Origin of the sequence: Ureibacillus sp. FSL K6-0165 (assembly GCF_038004285.1) — a bacterium.
GTDB classification, from domain to species: domain Bacteria; phylum Bacillota; class Bacilli; order Bacillales_A; family Planococcaceae; genus Ureibacillus; species Ureibacillus thermosphaericus.
Window position 1 is genome coordinate 943,794 of the sequence record NZ_JBBOQS010000001.1, and the last position, 18,423, is coordinate 962,216.

At 34.8% G+C, this 18,423-nt stretch carries 14 protein-coding genes; 9 read left to right on the forward strand and 5 right to left on the reverse strand.

What is annotated here, in order from left to right:
• Positions 1-138: 138 nt before the first annotated feature.
• Positions 139-2,082, reverse strand: coding sequence for an ABC transporter ATP-binding protein (locus tag NST00_RS04735; RefSeq protein WP_016839629.1), 1,944 nt, complete (start codon positions 2,080-2,082; stop codon positions 139-141).
• A gap of 130 nt (positions 2,083-2,212) precedes the next feature.
• On the opposite strand from NST00_RS04735, the gene NST00_RS04740 reads away from it, so the two are divergent.
• The 3 genes from NST00_RS04740 to tatC all read left to right on the forward strand — a co-directional run bounded on the left by NST00_RS04740 (position 2,213) and on the right by tatC (position 4,044).
• Positions 2,213-2,845 carry a redox-sensing transcriptional repressor Rex gene (locus tag NST00_RS04740; protein ID WP_016839630.1) on the forward strand — a complete coding sequence of 211 codons (633 nt, stop codon included), beginning with the start codon at positions 2,213-2,215 and terminating at the stop codon, positions 2,843-2,845.
• Positions 2,846-2,935: 90 nt separating this feature from the next.
• Positions 2,936-3,190, forward strand: coding sequence for a twin-arginine translocase TatA/TatE family subunit (tatA, locus tag NST00_RS04745; protein ID WP_016839631.1), 255 nt, complete (start codon positions 2,936-2,938; stop codon positions 3,188-3,190).
• A gap of 23 nt (positions 3,191-3,213) precedes the next feature.
• Complete coding sequence (gene tatC, locus NST00_RS04750; RefSeq protein ID WP_016839632.1) at positions 3,214-4,044, forward strand: twin-arginine translocase subunit TatC; 831 nt, start codon at positions 3,214-3,216, stop codon at positions 4,042-4,044.
• Positions 4,045-4,113: 69 nt separating this feature from the next.
• Here the strand turns inward: tatC and NST00_RS04755 are convergent, their stop codons facing one another.
• The gene (locus tag NST00_RS04755) at positions 4,114-4,842 is read right to left on the reverse strand and encodes a CPBP family intramembrane glutamic endopeptidase (RefSeq protein WP_016839633.1); all 729 of its coding nucleotides are present in this window, start codon (positions 4,840-4,842) and stop codon (positions 4,114-4,116) included.
• A gap of 253 nt (positions 4,843-5,095) precedes the next feature.
• Between NST00_RS04755 and groES the strand changes: the two genes are divergently transcribed.
• The 6 genes from groES (at position 5,096) to NST00_RS04785 (ending at position 14,645) form a co-directional block, all read left to right on the forward strand.
• Positions 5,096-5,377: a co-chaperone GroES gene (groES, locus tag NST00_RS04760; RefSeq protein WP_016839634.1), complete on the forward strand. Its 282-nt coding sequence runs from the start codon at positions 5,096-5,098 to the stop codon at positions 5,375-5,377.
• Between the two features lie 104 nt (positions 5,378-5,481).
• Entirely contained in the window at positions 5,482-7,101 is a 1,620-nt protein-coding gene (gene groL, locus NST00_RS04765) for a chaperonin GroEL (RefSeq protein ID WP_016839635.1), read from the forward strand.
• Positions 7,102-7,351: 250 nt separating this feature from the next.
• Positions 7,352-8,809: a DHA2 family efflux MFS transporter permease subunit gene (locus tag NST00_RS04770; RefSeq protein WP_016838929.1), complete on the forward strand. Its 1,458-nt coding sequence runs from the start codon at positions 7,352-7,354 to the stop codon at positions 8,807-8,809.
• Positions 8,810-9,129: 320 nt separating this feature from the next.
• On the forward strand, positions 9,130-10,335 hold the full coding sequence (locus NST00_RS04775; protein WP_016838930.1) for an EAL domain-containing protein: 1,206 nt from the start codon (positions 9,130-9,132) through the stop codon (positions 10,333-10,335).
• Positions 10,336-10,746: 411 nt separating this feature from the next.
• The gene (locus NST00_RS04780; protein WP_026019109.1) at positions 10,747-12,036 is read left to right on the forward strand and encodes a LysM peptidoglycan-binding domain-containing protein; all 1,290 of its coding nucleotides are present in this window, start codon (positions 10,747-10,749) and stop codon (positions 12,034-12,036) included.
• Positions 12,037-12,410: 374 nt separating this feature from the next.
• On the forward strand, positions 12,411-14,645 hold the full coding sequence (locus NST00_RS04785) for an S-layer homology domain-containing protein (RefSeq protein ID WP_340709680.1): 2,235 nt from the start codon (positions 12,411-12,413) through the stop codon (positions 14,643-14,645).
• Between the two features lie 44 nt (positions 14,646-14,689).
• On the opposite strand, the gene NST00_RS04790 is transcribed toward NST00_RS04785, so the two are convergent.
• The 3 genes from NST00_RS04790 to NST00_RS04800 are packed head-to-tail and all read right to left on the reverse strand — an operon-like array spanning position 14,690 to position 18,154.
• On the reverse strand, positions 14,690-16,696 hold the full coding sequence (locus NST00_RS04790) for a TRAP transporter permease (RefSeq protein ID WP_340709681.1): 2,007 nt from the start codon (positions 16,694-16,696) through the stop codon (positions 14,690-14,692).
• Positions 16,693-17,184 carry a DUF1850 domain-containing protein gene (locus NST00_RS04795; protein ID WP_016838934.1) on the reverse strand — a complete coding sequence of 164 codons (492 nt, stop codon included), beginning with the start codon at positions 17,182-17,184 and terminating at the stop codon, positions 16,693-16,695. Before NST00_RS04795 ends, NST00_RS04790 begins: the two co-directional genes overlap by 4 nt.
• Positions 17,165-18,154, reverse strand: a complete 990-nt coding sequence (locus tag NST00_RS04800) for a TAXI family TRAP transporter solute-binding subunit (protein ID WP_340709682.1) — start codon at positions 18,152-18,154, stop codon at positions 17,165-17,167. The genes NST00_RS04795 and NST00_RS04800 overlap by 20 nt, the downstream gene beginning before the upstream one ends.
• Between the last annotated feature and the right edge of the window lie 269 nt (positions 18,155-18,423).

The window sequence follows — 18,423 nt, forward strand, 5'->3', positions numbered from 1 at the left end:
TGAGTTTTTATTGTGAATAAAACTGTGGGGAAAATTTATCGAAATTTGTCTATTGACCAAGATATATGTAATATTCGAAAACAAGATTCATGTTTTCCATATATAAATGAAAAGCTACCTGAATATTATTCAGGTAGCTTAAATTTTCAGGTTTTCCAATTCTTCTTGTAGTTCAAGCCATTGAGTTTCGAGCTCGCTGTGAGATTGCTTTAACGAATCCAGTTTATTTTGGAGCTCTAATGCCTTTTCGTAATCACTAAAAATCTCTGGTTCACAAAGCTTCAGTTCGATATTGTTAATTTCCTCTTCATAATTGGACATTTCTTTTTCAAGCTCTTCAATTTTTCTTCGAATTTGACGCTCTCGTTTTTTGACTTCTTTGTTTACTGAAGATGGATGCTGGATTTTGATTTCTTCCTGTTTTGCTTCATGCTTTGTTTCATTCAGTTCAGCTAATTCCATTAATTCTTGTTTTTTCTCTACATAATAATCATAATCACCTAAATACTCAAATGTGCCTGTGGCGGATAGTTCAACGACTTTTGTAGCAATTTTATTCATGAAATAACGGTCATGGGAAACGAATAGTATCGTTCCTGGATAGTCCATCAACGCATTCTCTAAGACCTCTTTACTGTCTAAATCAAGATGGTTCGTTGGTTCGTCTAATACGAGGAAATTTGCTTTTTGCAACATGAGTTTTGCTAAGGCAAGGCGTGCTTTTTCCCCACCGGATAATGTATTAACAAGTTTTAGTACATCATCGCCACTAAATAAAAATTGACCTAAAACGGAACGAATTTCTTTTTCATTCATTAACGGCCATTCATCCCAAAGTTCATTTAAAACGGTTTTATTACTATCGAGTTTTGCTTGTTCTTGATCGTAATAGCCAATTTTAACGTTCGTTCCATAACGAATGCTTCCAGACAGTGGAGATAAATCTTTGACAATGGTTTTTAATAGAGTGGATTTTCCGACTCCATTCGGTCCTACTATCGCAACCCGATCTTGTCGGAAGATGCGCAAATAGATATTTTCAGAAATTATTTGATTTTGCTCATATCCAATTGATAAATCATCGATTGATAGTACATCATTTCCGCTTTGTCTTTCGATATCAAATCCAAATTTTGCTGATTTTTCATCACCAATTGGGGCATCCATCCATTGGGTACGTTCCAACATTTTTCTTCGGCTTTTTGCAAGCTTTGCTGTAGAAGCACGTGCGATATTTTTTTGAATAAAAGCTTCAAGTTTCGCTTTTTCATCTTGCTGTTGCTCATACATTTTTAAATCGCGTTCATATTGTTTTGCTTTTTGGTCCAAATAATCGCTATAATTTCCTATATACTTTGTTACGCGAGTTCTTGATACTTCATAAACGATATTGACGATTTGATCGAGAAAATAACGGTCGTGAGAAACGATTAAAATGGCACCTGTATAAGCTTTTAAATAATTTTCAAGCCAACTTAATGTTTCGATATCTAAATGGTTCGTAGGCTCGTCTAAAATCAGTAAATCCGGTTTGCTTAGTAGCAATTTTGCAAGGGCAAGTCGTGTTCGTTGACCACCCGATAAGGAAGAAACAGGTTTATCATACATGTCGGGGAAGAATTTCATACCATGAAGTACGGAACGTGTATCTGCTTCATATTGATAGCCACCGGATTCTTTAAAAGAATGTTGTAGTTGATCATATTCTGCCATAATACGAGAGTAATTAGTTGGACTCTCATACACGGATGGGTCAGCCATTTGTTGTTCTAATTCGCGAAGTCGCATTTCTTGTTTTTTTAACGGTTCAAACACCGTCATCATTTCTTCCCAAATTGTACGTTTGGATTCAAGACCAGCATGTTGTTCTAAATACCCAATTGTTATATCTTTAGGAATAATGATTTCGCCAGAATCGTAAGACAATTGTCCAGCAATGATTTTTAATAACGTAGATTTACCCGCACCGTTGCGACCTACTAATGCGACACGGTCACGGTGTTGAACTTCTAATTTTACATCCTTTAATATTTCATCAGATAAGAATGATTTTGTTAATTGATTTACTTGAAGTATGATCATGTTTACACCTCTGTTCACTACTATTAGTGTAATAGAAGACAGGAATTCAAGCAATGTGAACGCTTTACTTATTTAGCTATGTTTAGTAATATAAAATCAATTTCGAGTTGAAGTTAACAGGGGGATTATTGTGAAAAGAGATATAAAAATTCCACAGGCGACAACAAAAAGACTTCCTCTTTATTATCGGTTTTTACAGAACTTCGCAAATGATGGAAAACAGAGAGTTTCATCTCAAGAATTAAGTGAGGCAATGAAGATTGACTCCGCTACAATTCGAAGAGATTTTTCTTATTTTGGCGCCTTAGGTAAAAAAGGATATGGATATGATGTTTTGTATTTGTTGGAATTTTTTAGACAAATTCTAGATCAAGATGAAGGCGCGAATGTCGCTCTTATTGGCGTGGGGAATTTAGGAAATGCCCTTTTGAAATATAATTTCCAAAAAAATCATAATACGAGAATCGTTGTTGCGTTCGATACAAAGGCGCCAATGGAAGGGCATGAAGTAAATGGAATCCCAGTTTATCATCCCGATCGATTAGAAGAAATGTATCAAAAATATAATGCAGAACTTGCAATATTAACTGTATCTTCACGCTCTGCCCAAGCCATTGCTGATCGCTTATCAGCAATCAACGCAAAAGGAATATTGAATTTTACTCCTGTTCGTTTAAATGTTCCGGAAACGATGAAAGTAATGAATATCGATTTAGCAGTTGAACTAGAGGCTTTAATTTATTTAATTCGCAATAGTGATTGATAAAAAGTTTTCACAATCTATTTCCGTTATGTAATGCAAAATATGTCGAATTGGGGTAAAATAAATACATAAACTGAGGAGGTGTCATCGATGGTTGTGCATTTAAGTGCAATTACACCAACTGCCCTTATTATTATCGGGATTGTTGCATTGATTATTTTCGGACCGAAAAAATTACCTGAATTTGGACGAGCAATGGGAACGACTTTGCGTGAGTTCAAAAAGGGTACACAAGGTTTAATAGATGATAGCGATGTTACTGATAAAAAGAACATCATCGAGATAGATCAGCAACAAAAATCCATTGAGAAAGTTGAAACGAAAGAACAAGAACACAATAAGTAATAATAAGGATGTCTAAAAGAAAAATGGATCCAAAAGAACTTCCTATTATAGAACATATAGAGGAATTAAGAAAGCGCTTAATTATTTGTGCTGTTTTTTTCGTTATCGCATTAATAGCTGGATTCTATGTTGCAGAACCAATCATTAAATTCATTCAGCATGATAATGAAGAATTAGAGGCATTAACATTAAATGCATTCAAAGTAAGCGACCCGCTTACTGTATATTTAGAAGTATCCTTCTTTGTAGCATTAATTTTGACATCTCCGGTGATTTTGTACCAACTTTGGGCATTTATTGCACCGGGCTTGTATGAATCTGAGAGGAAAGCAACATTAAAATATATACCGTATTCCTTTGTTTTGTTTTTAGTTGGATTATTGTTTTCTTACTTTATTCTTTTCCCAAACGTTATGAATTTCATGATGAACTTGTCGGAGCGGTTAGATATTCAGCAAACAATCGGCATTAACGAATATTTCTCTTTTTTATTTAAATTAGTGATTCCATTTGGTTTTTTATTTCAACTTCCAGTCATTACATTGTTTTTATCCCGTCTCGGGGTATTGAATCCAAACTTAATGTCAAAGTTTAGAAAGTATTCTTACTTTGTATTATTTGTTATTGCCGTATTAATTTCGCCACCTGACTTAATTTCATATATTCTAATGTCCATTCCGTTATTTGTTTTGTATGAAATTAGCATTGCTATTGCAAAAATCGGATATAAGAAATATTTAAAAGCAGAAGAACAGCGTATGCAAGAAGAAAAGGAAGCGGAACAAAGACAACAAGTGGAAGCTGCGTTAGCAGAACAAAGACGTCTAATTGAACAAATGAAGGAACAAAATTAAAGCCTATTTTCTATGAAATTCATGGAAAATAGGCTTTTTCTTTATTCATGCTTATAAAGCAGGCTATGCTTAATGAAAAAATTGTTGAATTTTTTCAATGTTCAATTGTAAGTATGTAACAAAACCATTTAGCATCATGTGCGCAATGATTGGAGTGATTAAACGTTTTGTCTTATTATATAGGAAGGCAAAAATAAAACCAGTTATGGTATAAAGAATGATATGACTAAAATCTAAATGAATAATCGCAAAGACGATTGCACTTATGAAGGCAGCTAACCAAAAGTTATTTTGTGCTTGCATAATCGATCCAAATATTACGCGGCGAAACACAAGTTCTTCTAAAATTGGTCCAAAAATAACGGAAGCTAGAATCATGATTGGTGCGATTTTTGTAATGTTTATAATGGCTTCAGTATTTTCAGAGCCAAGCTCAATGCCTAATGCCGATTCAATTTGAATACCAATCACTTGACCTAAATAAATCATGAAAAAACCGATAATTCCCCAACCAATTGCTACCGCCAATGGCATTTTTTCTCCTTTTAAACAATTCCAAAAGTTTTTATTTTTGGAGATTAAGATAAAAGAAATAATTAATGCTATTCCTGCGGTAATGGATGACCACCAGCCTGCTAATGCAATATACGCTGAACGCCCCTCTAAATCAATAAAGCCTAAAAAGAAACTTTTTAGCGGGGGAATCCATAGTAAAAAAGAAGAAAGTTGAAAACAGATATAAGTGATTAATACATAAAAAGCGGTCTTTTGAGTTTGAATATTTTGCGAATTAGCCAATCGTATATTTCCCTCTTTCTTATGCAAATTCATTAAAATGTAATCATAATATTAATCTTTCCGATCCAAATTAAGGAATGGTGTTTTTACTAATCATATTCTATTGTAGAGGAAGATAGAAAGAAAAGAAATTTTTTATACTTCTCACTTGCAAAAAAAGGGATGATTCATTATTATATAATTGTGTTAGCACTCGGGTGATAAGAGTGCTAATAATGGTAGATAAAATACGAAATGTAGGAGGTTGTTTCACTTGCTAAGACCATTAGGAGATCGCGTGATTATCGAATTAGTTGAGGTAGAAGAAAAAACTGCTTCTGGACTTGTACTACCTGATTCAGCAAAAGAAAAACCACAAGAAGGTAAAGTGGTTGCTGTAGGTTCTGGTCGTGTATTAGATAACGGCACTCGCGTTGAGCCTGAAGTAAAAGAAGGCGATGTGATTATCTTCTCTAAATATGCCGGAACAGAAGTGAAATATGAAGGTAAAGAATATTTAATTTTAAGAGAAAGCGATATTTTAGCTGTTTTATAATCATATAGAAATCAAAATTGCGCCTCTTCCATTGTATGAAATGTCAGGCGTATTTATACCGATTTTGATTACCTATAGATAAAAATAAATGGAGGTAAGGCAAAATGGCAAAAGATATTAAATTTGCAGAAGAAGCTCGTTCGTTAATGTTACAAGGTGTAGATAAATTAGCAAACGCTGTAAAAGTAACATTAGGTCCTAAAGGTCGTAACGTTGTACTTGAAAAGAAATTTGGTTCACCTTTAATTACTAATGACGGTGTAACAATTGCGAAAGAAATCGAACTTGAAAATCCTTATGAAAACATGGGTGCAAAATTAGTTGCAGAAGTTGCTTCTAAAACAAACGAAGTAGCAGGTGACGGTACAACAACTGCAACAGTTTTAGCACAAGCAATGATTCGTGAAGGTTTGAAAAACGTAACAAGCGGTGCAAACCCTGTAGGAATTCGCAAAGGTATTGATAAAGCAGTAGCCGCTGCAATTGAAGAATTGAAAAACATTTCTCGTCAAGTTCAAAATAAAGAAGAAATCGCACAAGTTGCTTCTATCTCTGCAGCCGATGAAGAAGTAGGTAAATTCATCTCTGAAGCGATGGAACGTGTTGGAACTGACGGTGTAATCACAATCGAAGAATCAAAAGGTTTCAATACTGAATTAGATGTAGTAGAAGGTATGCAATTTGACCGCGGTTACGTATCTCACTACATGGTAACAGATACTGATAAAATGGAAGCAGTGCTCGAAAATCCTTACATTTTAATTACTGATAAGAAAATCTCTAGCATTCAAGATATTCTTCCATTATTAGAGCAAGTAGTACAACAAGGCAAACCATTATTAATTATCGCTGAAGATATCGAAGGTGAAGCTCTTGCAACATTAGTATTGAACAAATTACGCGGTACATTCCAAGTAGTTGCTGTAAAAGCACCTGGATTCGGTGACCGCCGTAAAGCAATGCTTGAAGATATTGCCATTTTAACAGGTGGACAAGTTATCACTTCTGACCTTGGCTTAGACTTAAAAACAGCTGATATCACATCTTTAGGACGCGCTGGTAAAGTAGTTGTAAATAAAGAAAACACTACTATCGTTGAAGGTGCTGGAGATCAAGCTGCTATTGAATCACGTGTAAATCAAATCCGTGCTCAAATTGAAGAAACAACTTCAGAATTTGATAAAGAAAAATTACAAGAACGCTTAGCAAAATTAGCTGGCGGTGTAGCAGTAATTAAAGTAGGTGCTGCTACTGAAACAGAATTAAAAGAGCGTAAACTTCGCATCGAAGACGCATTAAACGCTACTCGTGCAGCGGTTGAAGAAGGAATCGTTGCAGGTGGTGGTACTGCATTAGTAAATGTTTATAAAGCAGTAGAAAAAGTATTAGATGAAGTAGATGGCGATGTAGCAACTGGTGTGAAAATTGTGTTACGTGCTCTAGAAGAACCAGTTCGTCAAATCGCAGAAAATGCTGGTTTAGAAGGATCAATCATTGTTGATCGCTTAAAACGTGAAGAAGTTGGCGTTGGTTTCAATGCTGCAACTGGTGAATGGGTAAACATGATTGATGCAGGTATTGTTGACCCAGCTAAAGTAACTCGTTCAGCATTACAAAATGCTGCTAGTGTAGCTGCATTATTCTTAACAACTGAAGCAGTGGTAGCTGATATCCCAGAGCCACCAGCTCAAAATCCAGGAATGCCAGATATGGGCATGATGTAATAACGTTATAAATAAAGACGCCATCCTTTTGGCAGTGTTGAATAGAAAAGGGTTCTTTCCGAAGCAATGGAAAGAACCTTTTTTCTTTTCGCTTACATCTTCATCTATAACAATATTGAACTGCTAGTATAAATTCAAAATTACTAAATTTAAAGTAAAATAAAAAGGTAATATTTTTTTCTTGATAAATTTGAACTGTAGGTATAGAATAGATTTCGCTTAAATATTGTTACAGAGAGTGTGAATAGATATGACTAAAGAACTGTCAGCACAAAGGCCTCCTTATTTAATGATCGCTGTATTGTTTATAGGAGCCTTTATTTCGTTTTTAAATAATACCTTAATGAATGTTGCATTACCTACCATCATGCAAGATTTTCAAATTAGTTATGCAACTGTACAGTGGCTTTCTAACGGCTATATGTTAGTTAGCGGTGTATTAATCCCTGCCTCTGCTTTTTTCATCACGAGATTTAACACAAAACCTTTATTTGTAGTGGCTACTAGTATTTTTACTTTAGGTACGCTACTTGCAGCCTTCTCTCCTAACTTTGGAACATTGCTTGCCGGAAGAATGGTTCAAGCTGCAGGTTCATCCGTTATGGCTCCGCTCTTAATGAATGTGATGTTAGTTAGTTTCCCAATTGAAAAACGTGGGACAGCAATGGGCTTCTTCGGGCTTATTATGATGGCTGCACCAGCAATCGGTCCAACATTATCGGGCTATATTGTAGAACATTATAATTGGCGAATTCTATTTACGATGATTTTGCCTTTTGCAGTTATTAGTGTTTTATTAGGTTTATGGAAATTAGAGAATGTCATACCAACGAAAAAAAAATCATTGGATTATTTTTCAATTGTGTTAAGTACAATTGGGTTCGGTTCTCTTTTATACGGATTTAGTACAGCTGGTAATAAAGGATGGTCCGACCCTGTAATTATTACAACCATCATCATTGGTATAATTGGCATCGTTTTATTTGTATTGAGACAATTAAAACTTGAATCTCCGTTTTTAAGTATGGAAATCTTTAAGGCTCCTTCCTATACCCTTTCCGCAATTTTTAGTTCCGTGCTTGGAATGGGGTTAACAGGGGGAATGATTTTAACTCCAGCTTATTTACAAAGTGTGCGGCATATCGAACCGATGGAGTCAGGGTTAATGATGTTACCGGGAGCGCTTGTTATGGCTGCAATGTCACCTATTACTGGTCGCTTGTTTGACAAGTTTGGACCACGCGTATTGGCGATAATTGGTATGAGTATTATGACGGTTACAACATATCTACTGTCTCATTTAGAAATTGACACTTCAATTATTTATATCATTTCCGTATATACTGTTCGAACAATCGGGATATCTTTAGTGATGATGCCTGTCATGACAAATGGATTAAATTCTCTAGCACCTCGATTGAATCCACATGGTACTGCAGCAAATAACACCATTCAACAAATTGCTGGTTCCATTGGCACAGCAGTCTTGATTGCGGTGATGAACACAAAGGCTACATCCGTTGGAGAAAAAATGGCAGCGGAAGCGATGCAAGCTGGCACATTTTCGGAGGAAGTAATGGCAAGCATTACCCAACAGGCCCTTTTAGAAGGAATTGAATTAGCATTCTTTGTAGCAACTTGCTTTACTCTTATTCCACTACTTTTATCATTCTTCTTAAAACGTGTAACACAGCCTCAAATTAAATAAAAATGAAACGAACAAAAACCACCATTTTCAATATTGAAAAATGGTGATTTTATTTTCCAATATTCTTTATAAAATTTATAAGAATTATATGATTTATTTTATTATAAAATTATTTTATAATAATTAATGGTCTGATTTGAAATGATATTAAATAAAATTTGAGGAATGTTTAGAATTAGGGAAAGGGGAAGTAGCTCTTTTTTCAGTTATATGAATATTAGAAATGAATGTTCTATTTAAGTTGCTTTTTAATGCATTATTTCATGTATAATACAGTTAGCATAGCAAGTTTGAACATAATTTGTGTGTGGAGGTTTCTTATGGAAGTACTAGATATTTTAGATAGAATAAATGAAATAGAAGTGTTTTATGAGCCAATTTTTAGTGCGGATTCGCATTCGATTGTTGCTTATGAAGTTTCTGGAAAGCTTTTAATAAATGATAAAACGATCGATATTGTTAATTTAACTTATGATTCAACGATTCCCGAAGATTTGCGGAAAGAAGCAGAACTTACTCTCATAAAAAAAGCTGTTACAGAAGTAAAGGATTCGTTAAATGATTTCTATGTTTATTTACCATGTAATCCAAATTTGTTTATGACAGATGTTGGAGATGCTTATTTTCAAGCAATAAAACAAACAATTGGTGAATCGTTATTATCCAAAATATTTCTAGTAATTCCAGCGCATAAATATGAAGGGGAAGCTGATGAATTACAGCATCCAATTCGGTATATGAAAACGTATGGTGTCAAAATCGCTTTAGACGAAATTGGTAAAGAAAGCAAGTTGGATCAAATACTAATGTTGGAGCCAACTGTATTAAAAATCAATATTAATCAATTGAATTACAATGCTTGGGGTTCCCAAAGTCATGTGTTTACAACAATTCAAAGTTTGGCGATCAAAATGGGTGCCGCTTTAATGTTTAATGATATAAAAACGGATTATCAATTACATCACGCATGGAAGCATGGTGCTCGATATTTTAAAGGAGAATATTTACAGAAACCTTCTACACATTTAAATCCGAAAGACTCATTAAAAGAGCGATTCCGCAATGATTGTAAACAATTTATTGCAACTGAAAGAAAGCAGTTGGAATTAAAATATGAAGAAATGAAAAAATTGAAAAAGGATATTGCTACAATTGTTGATCAATCAAAACTACAAAGTCATGATGAGGAGTCACTCTTAGCATTAGCAAACAAATTAACAAAATATGCTTTCCGATTTTATATTTGCAATGAAGAAGGATTTCAAATATCCCCAAATATCGTGCGTAGAAATGGAAATTGGATAGTGGAAAAAGAAGCTATCGGTAAAAATTGGAGTTGGCGACCTTACTTTCTCTTAAATATCATCAAATTAAAAGATGATGTGAAAGGTGAACTTTCAAATATATATAGTGACATCAAAACCGGCGAATTAACTCGTACGTTCTCCATGGCATTAGCTGATAATGAATATTTATTTGTTGATATTTCGTACGATTACTTGTATGAACATAATCTGTTACATTAATATTTAATCGTGTTCGATAAATGGAAGGAAAAAGTGAATTTTAGGAGGCTGTCTAGAAATTTCTAGATAGCCTTATTTTTTTATGGAGAGAAGCAACTGGAAGGGGGCTATTTGCATAAGTTGAGAGATTAGCTATTCGCGGAATATCTGCACAAGCTAAGGACTTATCCGCACGAGTAGAGGAATTATCTGCAAATGCTCAGGATCTAACCGCACAAGTAGAGGAATTATCTACACAAGTTCAGGCGTTATCCGCACGATTCAAGGGAATCTTCTCACAAGAACTGCTCTATTCACATTCAATCCTCCATATAAACTCCTTAGAATGTTTATCAATTACAATTGTTATTTTCTTTCAAAACACATCATAAAATCTATTGATTGTCATAAGTGCAAAAAGGAGGATGCACCATTCAAATACACGTTGTTCGGCCGGGAGATACGATTTGGGGGATTGCTCAAAGCTACAATGTCAATCCACAAACAATCATTCAAACGAATCAAATTGAATTACCAAATGAATTAGTGGTGGGGCAAGCAATTGTGATTCCGATTGTTGGAAGTTTTTACTGGGTTCAGCCGGGGGATACGTTATTTACCATTGCACAGCGTTTTGGAATGAACTATCTCACCCTTGCACAAATTAACGGACTAAATCCCAATCAGCCATTGCTGCCAGGACTAAGATTATATATTCCACCGAGGGCGAAAACGAGAGCAGAAGTTAATATTTATATTGAACCATCCGGGGATACAGTTAGTGAACAATTATTGAATAGTGCCCGTGAAGTAGGAACTTATCTCACATACTTAGCGCCATTCAGTTATGAAGCAAGAAGAGATGGTAGTCTCGTACCAATGCCAATACAGGGAATACCTGAAGTGGCTCAGAATAGTGGGGCTTCTTTGATGCTTGTTGTGACGAATTTAGAAAATGGTCAGTTTAGTGGGGAACTTGGTAGAGATATATTGCAAAGCTCAGCAGTTCAGGATGTTCTTCTAGATAACATTATTGATGAGGCAAAACGTATTGGGACGGTATCAGACATTCATTTTGACTTTGAATTTTTGCCTCCAGATCAAAGAGAAGCGTACAATAATTTTTTAAGGAAAGCAGCAGATCGTCTTCATGAGGAAGGATTGTTAATTTCCAGTGCATTAGCTCCAAAACTATCCCGTGAACAAACTGGTCAATGGTATGAAGCTCATGATTATCGTGCACATGGGGAAATAGTGGACTTTGTTGTATTAATGACCTATGAATGGGGTTATTCAGGAGGACCACCAATGGCAGTATCTCCAATTAGTGAAGTGGAGAAAGTGTTAAACTATGCTTTAACAGAGATACCGCCAAGCAAAATTATGATGGGACAAAATTTATATGGTTATGATTGGACCCTTCCTTATGTTGAAGGAGGACAATATGCAAGAGCTATAAGCCCTCAACAAGCGATTGCTCTTGCTCGTGAACATAATGCGGAAATTCAATTTGACCCAATAGCTCAAGCTCCTTATTTTTATTATGTAGATGATGAGGGTAAAAATCATGAAGTTTGGTTTGAAGATGCTAGGTCGATTCAAGCGAAGTTTAATTTATTGAAAAGGTTGAATTTGCGGGGGATTAGTTATTGGAAGTTAAGCTTTGCTTTTCCTCAAAATTGGTTGTTAATTCAAGACAATTTTAATATTGTCAAAAGATGAAATGGCAATGCAATTATTAAATGGTTGATGGAGATTTCATTAATAGTGAATTGCACAAATTGCATGATTATAAAAAAGAATCATCAAAATTTAGGAAACTAGCCCGAGTCTCGAGATATAGAAAACTATTTCATCAGTAAGCTCGAGCCGGGCATTAATTTGTTCACAGAATGACATATCAAATATATTTTTCTAATACATAAAAGTACGGATTATTAGCAATATGTAAAATTGATAAATTTAAAATTATTAAAAAATGCTAATTTTGTTATAGAAGTATTATTTTCAGAGTTAAATACAGGGGTAATTTCCTATTTAAACCAATATAGAAATGTCTTAAAATTAAAATTAGTAAATAAAAAGGAGGACTATTGGTGAAATTTAAAAAAATAGGAACGATTGCAACTGCTGCTACATTGTCAGTTGGATTACTTGCAACACCAGCTTTAGCTGAAACGCCTTTGGACGTATATGAAAAACCTCAACAATTGGAAATTCTTATTGCATCTACTGAAACTACTGTATCAAAAAGCGAATTAATTAAAAAGTTTAAAGATGTTTTCCCAAATAAATATGATTTTTTATCAGAATCTGACTTCCATTTAAGAAGTGGACACTATCCAAATGATAATACCGTTCGTTACAATTTAAGCTTCCACAAAAAAATAAGCGGCAATCGATACGTTTATGGTGATATTACTTTTGCTGGGGAAAACTTAGAGATTGAATCTTTATATTTAGATCCAATTGATACAAAAGATGCTATGTTCCCTGCGAAAGTATCAAAAGATGAAGCAAAGGAAATTGCAAAAAAATTTATTGAACAATTTACAGCAGGCAAAAAATATAAACTTTCTGAAGAAGACGATGTATATTATTATCCAGGACCAAAACAATTATTAACTGAACCAGTTCAATATTCATTTTCATTTGTACGTACAGAAAACGGTATTGCAATTCCAGATCAAAGAATTTCAATATCAGTTTTAGGGAATGGAGAAGTAACTCATTTATATCGCAGTGAATTCTTATCAGCAACATTTGATGATGTAAATAAAGTAATAAATAAAGAAGAAATAATGAAAAAAATAAAAGACAATTTATCTGTTCAATTACGATATCAATTAGATTACAACTACTATACGGGAGAACAAAAAGCAGAGTTAGTATATGTGCCGTCCATTAAAGAGGGAATTCATGCCTTAACTGGAAATTGGTTGGTAGGAAATAAATTTCAATCTAATCCACCAGAAAACAAAAATGTGGACCAATTAACGAATCAACCCCTTTCACCAAAATATCAAGGGATGACTGTTGAACAAGCAAAACAATTAGCAGAACAAATTTTAAAGATTAATTCTAATAAAGTACGTTTAACGATTGATAGCGTGGAAGAGACAGAGAACTATTATGGAAATGAAATTATTTACGTTTCGTATAGCTATGAATATGACCGTGGTGGATATGGGACAAACATTACATTTGATAAACAGACTGGAGATTTAATCGAGTACTATGATATTAAATCTGACTTATTAGCTCAGATTGGAGAAAAGCCAAAAAATCAAAGAAAAATAACTGAGGAACAAGCTCTTTCTAAAGCGATTGGCTATTTAAAACAATATGCGCCATCAAAACTTCACCATTATTCAAAACCAATTGAGCAAAGGTTAGAACATTATAATGGATTGTATTTCTTTACATTCCCAAGAATAGTAAATGGAATTCCAGTGATTGGCGATGAATTACATGTAGCTATAAGTGATACTGGTGAATTGATTAATTTACATGTCGGATATCATGAAAACAGTGAATGGCCGGCAATAAATAATGCAATTTCAGCAGAAGAAGCAAAAAATATTATAATGAACAGTACAGATGTGGAGCTTAGCTATATACAACCAGATGAAAATCCTCATTATGCTTTAGTGTACTCGCCAATTTATAATGGAAATATTTATAGTTATTTAGATGCGATAAGTGGGGAATGGAAAACTCCGAGCTATTTGCAAAATCCAGAAATAAGTGAAGAGCAAAAGGTTTCTCATCCAACTGCGGAAAAAGAATTGAATTTCTTTATTGAGAACGGCTATTTAGAAATAGGGGATATTGATAGCTTTAATGCGGATGCTCCAATTACGAAAGGAGAAGTATTAAAAGGTTTAGTTAAATCTTTAACTTACTTCTATGAAGACTATTATTACAATAGCGAAGAAATGAAAAAACAAACATACGAAAATATTGGACCAGATCATCCGTATTTCCATATCGTAGAAAAAGCTGTTTCTATGGGCATTCTTGATCCGAAAAATAAAGGCTTTAACCCAGATACAAACATTACGAGAGAACAATTAGCTGTTTGGTACATTAGAGCATTAGGATTAGAAGAAGCTGCGAAGCATTCAGAAATATATAAAAGCAATGTGAAAGATGTAGATTTAGTAAATAGTCATTATATTGGCTATGTATCGTTAGCAAATTCTCTTGGATTAATTCCTGCAGAAAATAACCTATTTGAACCAAAACGACCTGTCACATATGCTGAATTTGTTACATCTGCAGTACGACTTGCCCATAAAGCAAATGATATGAATTTGTATTTTGACTAATAATGGTTGAAAGGCTGTCTAGAGATGTACTAGACAGCCTTTTTCTATGCATTTTTAAGTTGTTTTTTTGCTTGAAATGTATTAAATGCGAAGATTCCTAACACAGTGATTATACCAATTATATCTGTGTAAAATTCAGGAATAATTAATAACAATGATCCTACAGCGAGTACAAGACGAAGGACTATGTTGAGATTAGTTTTAAAGTACCCTTCAATCGCAGCCCCAATGCCTATTACACCTATTATGGAAGAAACCGTCACCTTAATAATATCAAGTGGAGAAGCAAATGGAAATTCTGTTGCATTCATTGGAAGACCTGTTGGATCGATTAATAACATCTCTGGTGCATAGACAAAAATATACGGAACGATGAAGCCTGCAAGTGCTAGACGTACGGAAATAAAACCGGTCTTCATTGGGCTTCCACCTGAAAGACCTGCTCCAGCAAAGGAAGCCAGTGCCACAGGAGGTGTGATGTTTGCGAAAATACCAAAGTAGAAAACAAACATATGTGCAACTAAAACTGGTACTCCAAAATCCGCTAATGCAGGTGCAACCATCGTTGCAGTAATAATATAAGCAGGAATACTTGGTAAGCCCATTCCCAAGATAATCGAAGCAATCATCGTTAAGAATAATGTTAAAAATAAACTATTGCCTCCAAGAGTTGTAATCGCAGATGTTAACGTAGCACCGAAACTAGTCAAGTTGACTACCCCAATAATAATTCCAACTACACCACATGCTATAACTGTCGATAATGACTGGCGTGTCCCGTCTTCGAGAGCAAGCAAAATGTCTTTAAAGGACATTCGTGTATTTTTGCGAAGAGAAGAGACTACGATTGTCAGGATAATTGTCCAAAAGGCAGCATGGGCAACAGGCATTCCTGAACCGAGTAATACAATAAGCCCGATAAGAGGAAGGATTAAATGGCCGCCTTCTTTAAATACTTCCTTTACCCGTGGTAAATCAGGTTTTGGAATCCCTTTTAAATTGGAACGACCGGCCCGGAAGTGAACTTGCATAATAACACCTAAGAAGTATAAAAGCGCTGGTATAATTGCCGCAAGGGCGATTGTGCCATAGCTGATTCCTGTGGTCTCCGCCATAATAAATGCACTGGCTCCCATTACTGGAGGCAAAATTTGCCCTCCAATCGAAGCGCTGGCTTCAACGGCACCTGCAAAGTTTTTCTCGTAACCGATTTTTTTCATTAATGGTATAGTAAATGCGCCTGTTCCAACGACATTGGCAACCGCAGAACCATTGATACTTCCCATAAAGGCGCTCGAAATTACTGCAACTTTTGCAGGACCACCTTGTCTATGTCCTGCAAGAGCAAGAGCCAAGTCGTTGAAAAACTGTCCCATTCCTGATTTGGCTAAAAACGAACCAAATAAAATAAAAAGGAAAATATATTGCACAGAGGCACCAATTGCAGTAGAGAATAATCCTTCCGTTTTTAAGTACAATTGCCCAAAAATGTCTCCCAAATCAAAGGGACGTGTCATCATGATACGAGGCAGCCAAGCTTGATGACTGAAGAATGGATAACTTAAAAATGCCAGTGCTAACAGCGGTAAAATCCAACCTGTTACACGTCTTGCAGTTTCAAGTACCAATAAAACAGTCATAATGGCGACTGCGATATCGAATGTATTTGGAATGCCTCCTCTAGCAGTCATAATTTCTTCGTATTCCATAAATAAATAGCCGCAAGAAACAAGACATAAACCAAACAAGAGCCAATCGTAAACCGGAATTTTATCTCGTCGTTGTTTTCCGTATGTAGGATAAAGGAGGGAAACAAGTCCCATCGCAAATAATAAGTGAATGGATCGCATGAGAAGTGTAGGGAGTGGATTGAAAGTTGTATACAAATGAAATAATGAATATAAAATGCCAAGAATACTAACAAAAATAATTAATTTTTTTGAATTGTATTTTCTCACTTTCGAATCGGCATCGTATTTTTCCAAAACCTCTTGTATTTTTTCGTCCGAAATATTTTCTGAAATGACTGGTTCTTTGATTGTTTGTGTCATAGACATTCCCCCTTCAATAACATGTCCCAAAGAGAAATTGTTTGTATGGAAATTGTTACGGGTTCGTAGTCTCCCGCCAGTTCATATAATAAAATTTCTTTATCATCGATAATTAAGGTACTCTTTACATTTTCAGATACGACTAGTTGAATGGATGGAAAGGAACGATTAATTTCCAATTCTACAAATCCATCTATTAATGCTGCTTGTTTACTCTCTTTTGGGGTGCTTGGAACCCCGGCACCGAAAGTTTTAAATTTTGTTTTTGTTAATAACAAAGCGTCTTCTTTTATTTCATAGAACTCCACCCATTCTTCCTTTTCTACAGAATGAATCCATTTGATTGCGAAATGTTTATTGGTTGACCAAAGTAGGTGGTCCTTAATTTCAAAAGTTAAGAGAGGAAACTTGATCAAGTGGGATAAGAAAAGGAGGACGAGAAAACCCGTACCTCCCATGAGAAGTGTTTTACTGACTTTGTTCATCATAGAAGCGTTTAGCACCTGGGTGAAGCGGTGCAACAATATTTTGTTGTGCACCTTCTAATGTGATATCATTTGCTGCTTGGTGAGCATTTTGTAATGTTGGCAAACTTTCGAAGAATTGTTTTGTTAATTTATATACATCATCTTCACTCATATCTGCACGAACTACTAGTGCATTCGAAACTGCTGCTGTAGGAATCGCTTCTTTGTTTCCGTAAGTATCTGCTGGAATGTCGTAAGCAACAAAGTACGGATGTTCTTTTGCAATTTCTGCCACTTTGTCAGGATTGATTGAAACTAATTGTAAATCGATTGATTCGGCTAATTCTAATACTGAAGCATTAGGAAGACCACTTGTTAAGAAGGCGGCATCAATTGTCCCCGCTTTTAATCCATCAGCTGCTTCTGCATAACCCAAATAATCCACTTTCAAATCATCGTAAGTAATGCCATGTCCCTTTAATAACACGCGTGCATTGATTTCAACCCCTGAATTTTGGTCACCTACGGCAACGCGTTTACCTTTTAAATCTTCAATCGTATTAATACCAGTTCCTTTTTTTGTAATAATTTGTACAACATTTGGATATAAAGTTGCTATATGAGATACATTTTTCACTGGCTCATTGAAACTTACTTCACCATTAATAGCTTGGGATAAAGCATCACTCATGACAAATGCAATTTCTGCTTTACCTTGTTCTAATAAATTAATATTTTCAACAGAAGCACCTGTTGTTTGAGTGCGGGAGTTCACATCAAATGTTTTGGTATATTGGTCGGCAAGTGTTGAACCAATAATATTGTAAGGACCACTTGCTCCTCCTGTTGCGATTGTTACAATGTTCGTATCTAAACCATCAGTTGCAGCTGATTTATCATTGTCGCTGGCTTGATTATTTCCGCTGCTGTTACATGCCGCAAGCATCAATGATAATGATAGTACAAAAGCAAAAAATAGTACCCTATTCATAAATTTACCTCCAAAGGATTTTTTTGAAACTATAGTTTTTAGTGTACATATAATAAAAGAAAAATTGAATACATCAAAAAACAGATTTTTCCGACAATTTACGACAAAGCTATTTATCAAATCGCTTATATAGATGTCAAAATTTCACGAATACTATCTTTTTTAACATTAATTAGTCGATATTTATTTAGAGTAAATTAAATTCTTTCACTACTTCCCATAGAGAAATCTATGATTTATAATATATTTATATGAACAAATGTTCATAT

Bases quoted from the DNA above. Each gene is read 5' to 3' on its own strand.
- NST00_RS04790 (WP_340709681.1), bottom strand. From the start codon at position 16,696: ATGACACAAACAATCAAAGAACCAGTCATTTCAGAAAATATTTCGGAC.
- NST00_RS04795 (WP_016838934.1), bottom strand. From the start codon at position 17,184: ATGATGAACAAAGTCAGTAAAACACTTCTCATGGGAGGTACGGGTTTT.
- groL (WP_016839635.1), top strand. From the start codon at position 5,482: ATGGCAAAAGATATTAAATTTGCAGAAGAAGCTCGTTCGTTAATGTTA.
- tatC (WP_016839632.1), top strand. From the start codon at position 3,214: ATGGATCCAAAAGAACTTCCTATTATAGAACATATAGAGGAATTAAGA.
- NST00_RS04775 (WP_016838930.1), top strand. From the start codon at position 9,130: ATGGAAGTACTAGATATTTTAGATAGAATAAATGAAATAGAAGTGTTT.
- NST00_RS04735 (WP_016839629.1), bottom strand. From the start codon at position 2,082: ATGATCATACTTCAAGTAAATCAATTAACAAAATCATTCTTATCTGAT.
- NST00_RS04800 (WP_340709682.1), bottom strand. From the start codon at position 18,154: ATGAATAGGGTACTATTTTTTGCTTTTGTACTATCATTATCATTGATG.
- tatA (WP_016839631.1), top strand. From the start codon at position 2,936: ATGGTTGTGCATTTAAGTGCAATTACACCAACTGCCCTTATTATTATC.
- NST00_RS04770 (WP_016838929.1), top strand. From the start codon at position 7,352: ATGACTAAAGAACTGTCAGCACAAAGGCCTCCTTATTTAATGATCGCT.